The 13,702-nt window shown below is 42.8% G+C and carries 8 protein-coding genes; 2 read left to right on the forward strand and 6 right to left on the reverse strand.

Annotated features, from left to right (window positions below):
- Nucleotides 1-57: 57 nt before the first annotated feature.
- From RW092_RS03655 to RW092_RS03665, 3 genes are all read right to left on the reverse strand, one after another.
- On the reverse strand, nucleotides 58-330 hold the full coding sequence (locus RW092_RS03655; protein WP_028538155.1) for an alpha/beta-type small acid-soluble spore protein: 273 nt from the start codon (nucleotides 328-330) through the stop codon (nucleotides 58-60).
- Nucleotides 331-458: 128 nt separating this feature from the next.
- Nucleotides 459-965 (reverse strand): hypothetical protein, encoded by a 507-nt coding sequence (locus RW092_RS03660; RefSeq protein ID WP_316009570.1) that lies wholly within the window; start codon nucleotides 963-965, stop codon nucleotides 459-461.
- Between the two features lie 105 nt (nucleotides 966-1,070).
- On the reverse strand, nucleotides 1,071-3,596 hold the full coding sequence (locus RW092_RS03665) for a hypothetical protein (protein ID WP_316009571.1): 2,526 nt from the start codon (nucleotides 3,594-3,596) through the stop codon (nucleotides 1,071-1,073).
- A gap of 299 nt (nucleotides 3,597-3,895) precedes the next feature.
- On the opposite strand from RW092_RS03665, the gene RW092_RS23890 reads away from it, so the two are divergent.
- Together RW092_RS23890 and RW092_RS23895 are read left to right on the forward strand one after the other, a co-directional pair.
- Nucleotides 3,896-4,309 (forward strand): transposase, encoded by a 414-nt coding sequence (locus tag RW092_RS23890; protein ID WP_486187847.1) that lies wholly within the window; start codon nucleotides 3,896-3,898, stop codon nucleotides 4,307-4,309.
- A gap of 172 nt (nucleotides 4,310-4,481) precedes the next feature.
- Complete coding sequence (locus tag RW092_RS23895) at nucleotides 4,482-5,102, forward strand: transposase (protein ID WP_486187846.1); 621 nt, start codon at nucleotides 4,482-4,484, stop codon at nucleotides 5,100-5,102.
- A 157-nt stretch (nucleotides 5,103-5,259) separates the two neighbouring features.
- On the opposite strand, the gene RW092_RS03675 is transcribed toward RW092_RS23895, so the two are convergent.
- The 3 genes from RW092_RS03675 to RW092_RS03685 all read right to left on the reverse strand — a co-directional run bounded on the left by RW092_RS03675 (nucleotide 5,260) and on the right by RW092_RS03685 (nucleotide 13,280).
- Complete coding sequence (locus RW092_RS03675) at nucleotides 5,260-8,325, reverse strand: S-layer homology domain-containing protein (protein ID WP_316009572.1); 3,066 nt, start codon at nucleotides 8,323-8,325, stop codon at nucleotides 5,260-5,262.
- 507 nt (nucleotides 8,326-8,832) lie between these two features.
- Nucleotides 8,833-9,174 carry a hypothetical protein gene (locus RW092_RS03680; protein ID WP_028538158.1) on the reverse strand — a complete coding sequence of 114 codons (342 nt, stop codon included), beginning with the start codon at nucleotides 9,172-9,174 and terminating at the stop codon, nucleotides 8,833-8,835.
- Nucleotides 9,175-9,314: 140 nt separating this feature from the next.
- Nucleotides 9,315-13,280, reverse strand: a complete 3,966-nt coding sequence (locus RW092_RS03685; RefSeq protein ID WP_316009573.1) for an S-layer homology domain-containing protein — start codon at nucleotides 13,278-13,280, stop codon at nucleotides 9,315-9,317.
- Between the last annotated feature and the right edge of the window lie 422 nt (nucleotides 13,281-13,702).

A 13,702-nucleotide genomic window follows, 5' to 3' on the forward strand; every position in this document is an offset into this window, starting at 1 on the left:
TAGTGCCTCTAAACCCTTGTGAGATAAGGATTTTTTGATTATTCAGCAAGCCCTAATTTATAGGATGAAGTTCTGTTCGGCATGCGCGATGAGGCGTTTCGTAATTTCCCCGCCGACAGAGCCGTTTTCGCGGGAAGTCAGATGTCCCCAGCCTCCACTATAGGTTTGCCCGCTGCCAATGGCCCCCAGTTCACCGGCAAATTCCGTATCCGCTCCAGCTCCTGTCGCGCCATACCCTACAGGCAAACCAAACTCAGCAGCAATTTCATATTTCCATTGCTGCAGTACTTGACGACTTTCCGGTACGATTTTCCGATTGCCTCTTGCCATAATCCAGACACCTCCTGAGAAATTGGTTTCAGGAGTAGCATAGCCTCACTTTACCTTCACTACGCTCAGGAAGTATTGTCTGTGCTGCCCATTCCTTCCAAGCAACCGCGTGTCCGGGCATTTTCGGGCTATTTAATTTGGTATCCGCCCCGTACCATGACCGTTAGGTTGTGGGTATCGCCTTCTTGAACTTGAATCCCTCGGCCTTCTCTTGGGAAAGACAACAGATGGTTGTTCGTAACTGTTCCACCGTTCGGAATATCCTTCCCGTCAGTGAGGTCTGCGACACCATTAGCATCCGCACTATATACTACAGCTTTACCGGCGCGAACAATAAACTCCGCCCCTGCAGAGGCAATAAGGATCTTGCCTGGTTTGACTTCCACGATTTTAATTCCTTCGTTGCTGGAACTGCTGTCAGAATCTCCAGTTGATGGTGCGTTAGGTGTACTGGAGCTTCCACCACCAAGGGCTTGTTGAATCGCTTGATCCACATAGCTCTTCGTAACCACGGGGTCATCTGCGGTTCCTGGCGTCGTCCCTGCCCCTTCCGCTTGCATATTCAAGAGCGATCCCGCCCAAACACTGCCGCCAATCAATACCACGGCCGTTGCGATTTTCCAACCCGTCTTCATTATGTTCCTCCTCTATGACTCTGTTATTGTCTATGATAGAGGGTTTGGTAGAAAGGAACAAGCCCAAATCCGGAGGGATTAGGGCTTGTTCATATTTTGAATTATTCATTCGTACAGAGACGAGTTACTATAGTATGCGGTTGAAGTGGCAATTTTGGTTTTCTCCCCTTGGTAAGAATCATAAATGGAGAATTGGAAGCCACCTGTTCTTGAGGTTGCAAAGATAGGATCGCTGATAACATAGGAGTATGATTGATTTCCACCAACAATAAAGTCTTTTTCCAACTCAATTTCTTTCTCAAAGCGAGCACCACTGGAATCTACCACTTCGAGAATAAACTTGTGTTGGAAAGCCCCCATCTCAAAGGCCAAATCCCGACTGAGATCGTATTTCAATTTAACCTGAAGTCCTGAAGAACTTGTGTTCCCAACGACTTCTTTTACGGATAAAGTGTATGGGAACAATTGAATATCTTTCAAGGTATTCTTGATATCTCTGCTATCAAGATTCAGCTCCATCGCTGAAGCATTCACGTAACCCGTCGGAGTACCCTCCGGCGCAGTAAATTTATTATCTGAAATGCTTTCACCAATTACCAGCTTCCAGTTAGATACTACCGTCCCCTTTGGAACTCTAGCAGAGAATGTGACAATGCTTGCCGCTTCAGGACCTATGCTCCGTTTAACTTGATTTACTTCAGCTTTATAATATTGGCCCTGATCCGTTAGGAAGTACCCCGTAAGCATAGGAGGAACGGTCTGTTTATTTTCTCGGTTTTTCAAGATAAGCTCTGTGTAAATAATGTCGTTCGTGCTTCCTTTATACATGTAGGTTTTACGTGTTTGTAAATCGGACTTCTTCCCAGCAGTATCCAAATTAAAATAAGAGCCATCGGCTATGACATCAAGATCACTGGTCTTCCCATAGTTCGAAAACATCACCCAGTTGCTTGTTTTTTCTGCACTTAATTTTTGCAGCAATTGTACTTGTAATTGAGAGAAACTCAAACTTGATGGAATATTGGCAGCCACATATACACTTGCCTTTTCACCAACACCAAGAACTTGCGTTGTGTTACTATTGATTAACTGAACTGTACCGCTTAATTCGGTTAAATCCAGTTTGTACGCCCCAGCAAATTCAGGGAGTTTAGCCGCCCTTGTTCCTTTATTTGTAATGGTTATTTTGGTAGCCAGAATGTTCCCATCTTCCCAAGGGAGCTTTTGGATGTCATCAAGGGTAACACCAAAGGTTCCATCATTATTTTTGACAATCCGCTCTTGACCGATGGCATATTGCATCTCAATATAATCCGGCAACTTATAACCGGCTATAGGATACGCAGTCGCTAGATTATTCGTTGAAGGCGTTTCCCCGGTAGAATTGGATGAACCCGCTGGCGTTTTTAAAATCAATTCTAATGCATCTGAGTTTGCAATAACCGGTATTGTTCCATCGATAGAGATTATTTGCTCTTCTCCAGGTTCCAGAACCGTTTCAGACAGGCCGCTTGCTGTCAGCGAATAACTTTTTGAACCGGATTGAATTTCAAAAGCATAGTTCGGTAAAGTAACGGCCTGATCCCCTTTATTGGTCAATGCGAATTGGATGGAAAGATTGCTTTGTCCAAAGCTTTGATTACGCGAAACACTATCGATTCTAGTAGAGATTGGACTGTTGTCAATCATTAATATTTTTTCCTTGTCAACGGCTGTTATCGAGTTCTGACCTTTTTTCGTTCCTAAATTCAATGTGGCTATAGGCAAATCCGTTTTTGTAGATTCATCTGTCTGAACAAGTAGCAACTGAAGATTTGCCAAGTTTACCGTTTTAGGTATTTTCGCAATCAAATTCAGTGTTTTTCCTTCTTGCGGGTAAATCTGAAGATTAGAACTCGTTCCGTCTGAGGTCAAAGCAAATGGTGTTCCGCTCGGAGTTTGAATAACATATTTGAGATTAGGATTTTCTATTGTTTTTGAACCTAAATTATGTAATTGTAATGCTACACTTACATAATTATTAGCACCCAACCCAATAACACTTACATTACTGACCTTTGCATTTGCTGTATAATCACCAAAGGTGATTTTTCGCGTCGTATTAACAGGCGTTGCAACAGTATAAGATGCTGGTATTTTAATTGTCCCTAAGACTTGCTCATATCCAGGTATACTAAAGTTCCACTTAAGCACCTGGAAATTAAGATCACTGTACTTCAAGCCTTTTGCAATCTTAGTGGTGTACGTAACAGAAACAGACGAACCAGGCACTACTTTCTTCTTATCCTTATCTGAATTTATTGCAGATACACTATAAATCACTCCAGATTTTGTTTTAACTTTAGACCAATAATCCAGCAGCGATAAAGTCGTGCTTCCATTGTTATGAAAAGTCAGCGTATAGGTCAAAATACTTCCGTCATCCTGAGACAAAATATTGATATTAGTCAATTTGACGGTACTCTTCGCGCCGATATTTACACCTGCCAAATTATTAATAGTTTTCACCGATGCTTGAGTTGTAGATTTTACTTTGGTATTCGTTGCAGCAGCCCCTACGTATCCTGCAGCGCTCTGGCTCATTAATGCAGCAACAGCCAATGATGCCACGATCCACTTCGTTCTACTCAATATTAAATCCTCCTATTATTAAGTCTTATATATGTATATACGCACAGGAATAGAAAAAGTTTAGCATTAGCAATGAATTTGTTTTAAATAGCTGTACTTATAATGTGCAAAAAGCAACTAATCTTCTATTCATTATATTGAGTATATCGGTTGCCTCTAGTTCCTTATACAAGCTAGCGAGTTTTTTATCCAAAGGCGGATTTAAAAGTTAACTAATGTATTTGTTAAAAAGGAATGGGTATATAATTTAAGTCGACACCGCGTTAATGATGTATACTCATGAACGGATGGTGTTTTGGATGCTGAGATCTAATCGGGAAAACAACAGAGCTACAAGTTCGTATCGACCGAAGAACCGGTTCCACAAGATCATTTACTGCGTAAAGTGGACAAATATATCGACTTTTCTTTTATTGAGGAAAAGGTTCGGCCACCTGTATTGTGAGGACAACGGGTGTCCGGCCATTGACACGATCGTACTGTTCAAAATGATTTTTCTCGGTTACTTCTACGGCATTCGTTCCGAACGACAACTGGAACGCGAGATTCAAACTAACTTGGCATACGGGTGGTTTTTAGGTCTGGGCCTGACCGATAAAGTCCCAGACCACTCGACGATTAGCTGGAACCGGCGAACTCGCTTTAAGGAGACAGATATTTTCAAGAGATCTTCGATGAAATTGTACTCCAATCCATCTCACATAAAAAGGTAGGCGGACGCGTACTGATTACCGATCCAACTCATGTGAAAGCCAACGCCAATAAGCACCATTACACCAAGCAGGAAGTTCTGCAAAACACGAAGGACTACATAGATGAACTCAATGAGGCTGTGACGGAGGACCGTAAGGCACACGGAAAAAAGCTCTAAAAGAACGAGAGGATGTGAACGAAACTAATGAAATTAAAGTGAGCACTACAGATCTTGATAGTGGCTATATGATTTGCGATGGCAAGCCGGAGGGGTTCTTTTATTTCGATCACCGGACAGTGGACCTGAATTTTAATCTGATCACCAATGTCCATGTTACGCCGGGAAACGTCCATGATTCCGTTCCCTATTTATCTCGTCTAGACCGCCAGAGAGAACGCTTTGGCTTTCAAGTAGAGGCTGTCGCCCTCGATTCGGGCCATTTAACGATGCCGATTTGCCGTGGTTTGCAAGAACGGAAAATATTTGCGGTGATTGCACACCGGAGATTTCACTCTAAGCAAGGTCTTTTCCCAAAGTGGAAATTTACTTACGATACTGAAAGCAACACCTATATCTGTCCAGCGGAGCAACGCTTGACCTACCGCACGACGGACCGAAAGGGGTACCGGCAGTATACCTCAGATCCGGAGCAGTGCAAGCAGTGTCACATGCTTGCACAATGTACGCATTCGCGTAACAACCGGAAGGTGCTGACCCGCCACGTCTGGGAAGACAGTAAAGAATGGGTGCGTAACAACCAGCTGAGCCGGGACGGAAAACTTGTTATACCGCAAACGAAAAGAAACGATTGAGCGAAGCTTTGCGGACGCCTGGAAAAGAGGGGGTGATCCCCCTCTTTTGGTTTGAATTACAATTACTAAAATAAAAAAAGAGAAACCCAACGTCTGATGACGTGGGTTTCTCGACAATCTAGGAATGGGCAGATGCCAATCCTTTTTTGCTTATTACTTAGATGCTAGGAATATTGTTGAAAACGTTAGATGTAGTGAATGCTTTCAGAGCATTGCTATTGCCAGTTGTATCAATGATGTACTTAGCAGTTTCATTTTCATCTTTCAGTTTTACAACAATAGCTGCATTGGAACCAAGGTTAGCAACAGGAGCATCATCCTTCGTAAACTCTACAGTAAGAGTGATCTTACCTGTACCATAGTTGATGCCAGTCACAGTACCTTTGTAAGTGTCGTTACCTTGTTTAGCTTCAATTTCAAATGCGGTATTTGCTACAGCACCAGCAGCTGCACCAAATTTAGCAGTATTGAATTGAACAGTTTCAGTCAAGCCAAGTTCAATATCATAAGTTGCTGTAGTTGCAGAAGCTGTTCTGGCGATTTTCATCGTATCCTCAACAAACTCTGGTTTGATTTCATCCTTCGCAACTACACCAGCTTCTGGAAGTGCAGACAACTTAATACCGTACTCGTTTTGAGAAGACAAGCTACGAACAGTTGTAAGCGTTACACCAGCGGCAGTCGCTGCAAACTTATGATCATCTTCGACTTTCAGCGTTGCGGATTTTCCGTCAGCAGCCAGAGTACCAACTACTGGATATCCATTCACTCTGAAGTCCGAATCAACCAAAGAAGTAATTGCAGAATCAAATTCTACCTTAACTTCTGTACGGCTAATCGCTTTTACAGAATCAGTTTTGATGTTAACAGCGTTGGTTTCGCTAACAGCTTTAACCAACTCATAGCTGTTACCCTGTTTAATGTACTGACCTGTAGCATCTTTAATGTAGCTTGCTTTTACAGAGTAGTCATAAGTTGCAAAGTCGAAAGCTTTGTCAGTTCTGATGCGGACTGTTTTTGCAGTAAGCATTTCAACATCGAGATCCTTATCAGTCAATTGACCAATAAGAGCACCGTCTCTCAACAAGCTGTATTTAGCAGGCGAAAGTGCACTTCCGTCACCGTCTGTGCTCAGTTCTTTGTTGAACTCAACAAACACATAGCTTTCTGTGCTGTTAATACGTTCAACCCAAACACGGTTGATCTCACCATTTTGAATTTTTGTAACATCCAAGTCGACAGTTACAGGGAGAATCAAATTCGGAACAGCAGCGTTGTCTTTCACATTAGAGATAGTAAGAGTATACTTCTCAGAAGCTAATCCGAATCCAAGATCTACAAGGATAACGTTTGCTTTGCTGTTATCTTCGAAGGTAGGAGCAAGATGCGGATTACCATTAGCATTCACACCCGAAACTGTTCCTGTTTTACCTTCAGAATTTTTAAGAACAAAGTTCTCACGTTTCAAAGAATCTTGATGCAATTTCTCACTAAATCTAACCTTGGCTACATAGTGACCTTCTTCGTTGATTTTAAGTTCAACTTCAGATACCGTTGGACGAACTGTATCGAGAGTAGGAGTCACTTTGACTTCTCTGTCAGCTTTGTTATCGCTGTAGTCACTAACACCTTTCAACGTAATTGTGTTTTCAGTGTAGTTAATAGCGTTCTTGAAGCTCAGGATAACTTTGTTATCTTCAATTTTAATTGAAGCTTTGTTAGATGTAGAATTTGCATAAGCTTCGGATACACTCTTAACAGTTTCATCGAATTCTACTGTAACTTCTTTCAAATCTTTAGATTTTGCAGAGACAACTTCAGGAGCAGATGCATCAGCAGTTACAGTAAATGCATTATTAACTGCAGCCACACCCAATCCGGCAAAATCTTTAACACCTTCAACAGTTACATTGTGTTCACCTTCTGTCAGTGCAGTTTGAACGATAACTGTATCAGGGAAAGCAAACTTAACAGAAGCACCAATTGCTTTACCATCGATACGATAATTGCTGGAAAGCGTTGCTGTAGAACCAACAATCGGCTCACTGAATTTAATTTTGAATGCTTTAGTTCCCAGACTTGTAACTTCCTTAACCGTAGGAGCTGTTACGTCAATCGGAGTGAACTTAACTTTCTCATTGAAAGTTTTCGAACCATCTTCGTTCTTAACATTCTTGATTTCAAGCTCGATTTCTCTTTGATTGGTCAAACTTGCAGAATCTTCATCAATCAACAAAGTTACCGATTGCTTGTCATCAGAAACGGTAGCGCTGCGGAAGTTTTTGTCCTTAATAACATAGTTATCTTCATTACCAGCAGTTTCGACGTCTACTGCACCATCGAAAGTAATAACAATTTGTTTCAAAGCATCAGATTTAACACTTTGAATTTTTTGAGCAACTGTAGTTACATAAGTAACTTTTGCAGTGTACTCTTTGTCTTGGTAAGTGAATTTGATTTCAGTTTCTTTGTTAGCTTCGAGAGCTTTTTCCAAAGCAACTTTAACCACATCACCATTAGACATAGTTACTTCTACGTTCTTCGGATCAACCACTTTGTAGGATTTCACCGTAGGAACTTGGCTTGCTTCGTAGATTGCGTAAGCTGCAACAGTCGCTTGGGAACGAGTAGCTGCTGCTTGGTAGTTGATGCCGTCAGCGATGTAACCAGCTTTAACAGCCGCTGCTACATAACCTTTAGCCCATTCGGACGCAGTGTTGTTAGCGTCAGCAGGAACTTCCAGTTTCAGAGCAGTTACCAGAACTTTAGCCAGTTCTTGTACAGTTACTGCGCCGTTCGGATCGAACAGTTTCTTAGTAGCATCTTTACCATTGAGGATGCCAGCTGCAGTAGCTGCTTCAATGTAAGGAGCTGCCCAGTGGCTAGCACTGTAGCCTTTATCCTTGTAAGTTGCAACGCCAGTTACTGGCTCCAGGTTCAGGGAATTAACGATGATTTTCGCGAGTTCAGCGCGAGTCAGCGTTTTTTCCAAGTGAGACAGACCATCTGGGAAGCCAGATACGATCCCTGCCTCTTTCAGAGCATTAAATTTTTGCTCTGGAGTCAATTGGGCATCAGCACCGAATGCTACGGAAGCAAACATGGAGAATGCCATTGCTGTAGACAAAGCTACGGACAAAATTTTCTTCATAACCTTTTTTTCTCCTCCTTGATTAACTATCACATGAGAATTTTCTTTAAATGAATAGCTCGTGTTACTCATTAGCCATTGCACCCCCTTTCCAGAGCTTGAGCAGGTTTCCTATAAATTAGGTCTGCAGCAGAACTGCAGAAACTTGTAAACGAGAATGAATAGAATGTAGAAATAGACTAGTTTCCTAATCCTACCTAAACATTATACAATGGGTCTCCGGAGCCGTAAAGCTAAATTTTCTAATAGATAGACAAGTTTCCCTATGAGGGAGACGTTGCCATGTCTAAAACGGTCGCCATTGTTAATGCTCTACATCTTAAACGCAGCAGGTTTCAAAAAGTTGCGGGGGTTTCAAAAAAAATTGCGAGATTGTAACTTTTTCTAAGATTCCCCTGAGTTACTCCTTTTTGACTTCCTTGCCGCCTGACGGAAATTAGTATATCATGCCGAAATATGTCAGTCATTAAGCAACTTTTCCCAATTTCGCGCTATCTCCATTGTATGTGAGTGCACGACAAATAAGACGTCCAATTTTGGACGCCTTATGGGCAAATCTCGTACCCAAGCGGCCGCAAGCTACCTTACTCTCATGGCCAATTGGATAATACGAGCCCGCATTTGCGGATCGGTATTCAGTTTCTCATACATCTCGTCGATGGCTTTTTTATTATCTTTGTATGTCTTCTCATGCTTCATCGTGTTATGAGACCATTCGATAAGTTCATTTTCGGCTGCACGCAGCTCGGTGAATGCATCATGGAAGCCCGTCTCAATTACAAGACTCTCCATAACCTCCTGGGTTACTTCTTGAAGCTTAGCCGTTTCTTCAATGCGCTTCTCCAATACTTTGGATCTATCCTCAAATTTGCGCTTAGCTTTGGAATAACCCAACTGCGGTTTCGATAGGATCGGTTTCATCTGTTCAAGTTCACCCTTTTGCATATTGTCTATTACTCTGCTTATTTTAACGTAAAGCTCTGGAAAACACAAAAAGATGTAATTGGAAATAAAGAGACGGCCTTGGTTAACCTTGGCCGCCTCCAGTCATTGAACGCCTATTAGCTTAGGTTTTTAGGGAAGATAGACGAGCTTTTCTTCAGAAGTTCAACCGCAACTTTCCCTGCCTCAGCTCTCGTCATGTTGTTTTTCGGATTGAAATTGACGGATGCTTTCTTGCTGCCTGCCGTCGTAACACTTTGTCCATCCATGATTTTCGCTTTGTAAACAGCTTGCACGGCTGGACGTGCATAAGGATCAATTCTTCCCGAATCCAGGAATTGCTTAGCCAACGTTGCATTCAACTTACTATCATTAGCCGGAAGCTTCAGTTTGAGTGCACGAGCAATCATCATGGCTGCCTGTTCTCTCGTGATCGGCTCCTCAACCCCAAAGTATCCTTCAGTAATACCTGTAATGATCCCTGCACGGGAGGCCGTTTCAATATACTTGAACTCCCAGGTATCTGTTTTGGCATTTGGTACAACGTCAAAATAAGTTTGAACTTTATTGTCATAATTCAATGGGATATTAAGGCCTTTGACCAGCAATGTAGCAAATTCCCCGCGAGTCGTCAGATCGTCGGCTCCGAACGTATTCGGCTGCAGATTTGCCATAATTCCCTTCGAATACAGAGCATTCAGCATATTCCGTGCCCATGGATGGTTCGTGATATCGCTGAATCCACGGCTTTGCTTCATGACAACATAGTAGCCAAAATCATCAAAAGGCACGGTAATGGTATTGTTCTTCGTATCGACAGTCCCGCCGATATTCTCCCATTCCGAATTTTCGGTGAATCGGAATACCGTTACCGTAGTTCCTGCCTCATCCACGACGCTCTTGTTGAAGGCTAGCTTCAACGTGCCGCGTTGGGAAGGTACAAGCTTTCTTTCTGGTTCTCGTAGCAAGAGATCCCGGAAGTTTTGGGAATCGGAGTACTGCGGCAAAATCGAATATGGCGGCAAACCATTTGTCGCCGGCTTATACGAATCTCCGCTTCCATACTCGCCGTAACCACCGTTAATCCAGTAAACATCAGAAACTCTAGTGAAATTACTTGTTTTGGCCGTTGAGTTGAACAACTCGGACAAGTCCTCTGGCAAAGTCAGCGTTGCTAAGCCATTTGGTGTTCTTTCGTCCTTATCAATGTTAAAGAAGTTTCCGTAATCGTTCCGGCGCTCCAAGATCCCGTTCTTAGGATCTGCAATCCCAAATAACAACTTATTGTCCGGATAAAATTTAGTTACGCTACCCTCAGGTACATTTGCTGTTTTTAATACGGTACCTTTAGGGAAAGTTAACTCCAGCGCTTTATTAAACGCCGAATACTTCGTGGCCGGTTTCTCCGTCATATACTGCGAATCCACAGCAACAGCACTCGTATAATAAACCTCTATAGTGTCATTAAGCGTTTCGGTTCCACGTATAATTTGAATTTTGATCTTGGTCGTCTTATCCGGTTTGAGCCCTACAAAATCATAGATAAATCTTGCCGGTGCATTTTCAGGCAGGTCCGTACGACGAATGGCTTCCCCTTTATCAATAATGACTCGGGTTGCACCTTCAGCCTCAATATCGAACCGAACAAAGTTCTTGTTAACGATGATCTGATCGCCTACCGTCGGAACCGGAGATAGAATCCGATATGGTGCCAATACGCGAGAAATCTCCAGTCTTTGCAAAGTCCGGGCTCCCGTAGAATTGATAAGCTCCAGATTATATACCTGACTTCCCAGCGAATCCAGTGCAATATCCTTAATTCTCAATACAAACTTGCCGTTAAATACAGCCATATCATAACCAACGTCCGGTTTACCGCTCCGAACAATGGTTCCTGTAAGAATTTGTGTGCTTGTCATCGCCGTTGAAGTCAGATCCGCAGTAGGTGCATCTGTTTGGGAATTAAAGACGCTCTCGGAGCCCCGCATTAAGTTAATAATTTTGGCTCCTGCCCCTTGAATGATCAGATCATAATTCTTGGCGCTAGTTTCATAAATCTCTCCAACCAACTTAAACTCAGGCGAGCCCGCAAGGATTTGGGTCAGCTGTGTGTTAGCTCCGCTCGTATCATTCAGATCCAGACCTGTAAACGTTACTGCTGGATCAAAAATCTTCGGACGGAAAACAGTAATGTTCGAGACATTTGTATCCAGAATGTACAGTCTCAACTCTTTAACAACCGTTCTGGAATTCCCCTTACCATCCATGGATACCCCGCTGAATTTAATACGGTTCTCACCATAATATAAGGGGCCGTTAACATCGATCGGCAGTTGAATCGAGAAAGTAGGCGCAGCCGTCGTTGGATTAAAGGCAATAGGAGGCGTCAACTTATCATTAGAAACCCCATTCACAAAAAACTGTGGATTTGACAGGTTTTCAAAGTCGCGGTACTCCCCATTAATATCTACGTAAAGGTTCGCTTTACTTGAATCTACCGAAATCGTTTGACCATCATACAAGCCTTCAACATAGATGTAGTTTTTCGTTGCATACGTAATAGTAGCAATTTTGGATGCACTGGAGGTACCAATGCTAAATTTCACTTGTTGTGTACCACTGGAAAATCCTGTGATTTGGAAAACATGCTGTGTTGCTGTCCCCGTAGTTACAGGAGTAATTGTCGGTCCAGTAGTCCCTCTTGGCAAGTAGACTGCTTTAAGATCACTGCTGTTAAACGCTTGGTCTGCCGTAACTAAAATGTAAAAATTATCTTTATCGGCTTGAGTACCATCCAGATCTGGAAGATCATTGATGTTGGCTGGCGGCGTTGAACTGTCCTTCATATATTTCAATCCGGTAACACCAATCTCGCCTGGAAGGTATTTGAAGTTGATATTCAGAGATGTCGAATAAGTTCCATCATATTGCACGCTAAGATTAAACTTTTGGTCTCCACTTCCAAAGGTGAATGGCACACTAACTTCAACTAATCTGTATGCACGGGATACACCGTCTGGTGCAGGAATCTCCGTTTCTGTGGCAGTAAATGCCGTGAACGGCGGATTTGTCGTGTTGAAGAAATCCGTCAGTGTCACATTGCCTTTTCCAGCACCTTGCGATGCACCAAAGGCATTACCAGTATCATTTAATAACATCGAGAACTTGAGTGTTCCAGACACAGGCAGTGCCGGTGTTGTGGCTTCTGTGATGGTTGCCACTTTATTGTTCACATCATATTCAGCACCGTTATACTGGACGGCAATCGTATCGAACGGTTTATTTTTATCAAAGTAATAAACGGAGCGCTCAATTGTAACAGAATCCGCGCCGCTTTTAACAGTAATCGTAATTTTGTTAAGGCCTGGTTTCAAATTAAGGGCAGGCGAAAAGAATTTGCCCGTTTGTGTTAATGTAGTGACTAAACCCGTGCCCCCATTCACACTAACGGTTACTTCCGTCGCGTTCTTCACTTCACCGGAGATCGAGACGTTTTCTTTATCTGCAACAACCTCCGAACCCTCGTTTAAGTAAATGGTTCCATAACTGGATCCTAACAATTTCAAATCTTGTACGTATGGAACTTGATCAAATAAAGCATAGAATGTCGATTCACGAGTTATCCCATTCTGGGAACCCGATAACGTAATTCGGTTAAACCCTGGGAATAACGGCAAGTTGGTAACTTTGAACTTATCTTGGAAAGATGACGAGGTATCCCTAGAGATATTCCCATTTTTAAATTGAGAACTATCTGTCTCCCAGACCCCCTCACCCGTAGCCTGATTTGTAACTTTAAAGGTCAAACGTTCAACTTTAACCTTTAGGGAGTCCTCAGTAACCTGAGAATAAGTACCGGTAAAAGTCATCGTAGGAAGCGTTGTTGTATACATTCGGCTATCCCGAGCGACTTGGTCTGGACCGGGAGTGAGTGTTAACGTAGTCGTATTTCTCAGAGTTAAGTCATCCGGAATAAAATAGTTGCCCTGAGCAGCATTGGCCGTAGGTACGAACCCCGATGGCAACAATGTGATGATCAATGCTGTAAGCATCAACCATATGAAGGGCTTCTTCAAGCGTTGCATGGATTAATCTCTCCTTTGTCGTGTAGTGTGTGTTGATGTCCCCGTCAAAGTTCTGCAGGGACTGCCCATAAGCGTCACTTACATATGTTATCGGTCGAAAGTTGGAAGAATTTTAGGAAAACTTGAAAGAGAATCCAACGAAAATCCTGGGGCACAAAAAGATGCCGTTTCGGCGTGGCTTGCTCCGGCATAGATCGCTCTTAGATTATCCCGTTCGCTCAGTCTGCCTTTCAGGAATAGTAACCTTCCTCCTCAGCGCACTGCCTCGGCAACCCTCATCCGTCTCGCTAGCTAAGATGAACGTAAACAAAAGACAGCCCTCCAAATTGCTACATCTCGTAGGTTAAAATGGATAGTGTAGTATAAACCAAACCATTTCAGAGCTACATAGCAAAGGAGAGCTGATACTATGCAGTCTACCA

The organism is Paenibacillus sp. 3LSP, assembly GCF_032465655.1.
GTDB classification, from domain to species: Bacteria; Bacillota; Bacilli; order Paenibacillales; family Paenibacillaceae; genus Fontibacillus; species Fontibacillus barengoltzii.

What these genes read in the sequence shown, in the direction of transcription:
- RW092_RS03655 (WP_028538155.1), bottom strand. Translation starts at nt 330, where the DNA reads ATGGCAAGAGGCAATCGGAAAATCGTACCGGAAAGTCGTCAAGTACTG.
- RW092_RS03660 (WP_316009570.1), bottom strand. Translation starts at nt 965, where the DNA reads ATGAAGACGGGTTGGAAAATCGCAACGGCCGTGGTATTGATTGGCGGC.
- RW092_RS23890 (WP_486187847.1), top strand. Translation starts at nt 3,896, where the DNA reads ATGCTGAGATCTAATCGGGAAAACAACAGAGCTACAAGTTCGTATCGA.
- RW092_RS03675 (WP_316009572.1), bottom strand. Translation starts at nt 8,325, where the DNA reads ATGAGTAACACGAGCTATTCATTTAAAGAAAATTCTCATGTGATAGTT.
- RW092_RS03680 (WP_028538158.1), bottom strand. Translation starts at nt 9,174, where the DNA reads ATGAAACCGATCCTATCGAAACCGCAGTTGGGTTATTCCAAAGCTAAG.
- RW092_RS03685 (WP_316009573.1), bottom strand. Translation starts at nt 13,280, where the DNA reads ATGCAACGCTTGAAGAAGCCCTTCATATGGTTGATGCTTACAGCATTG.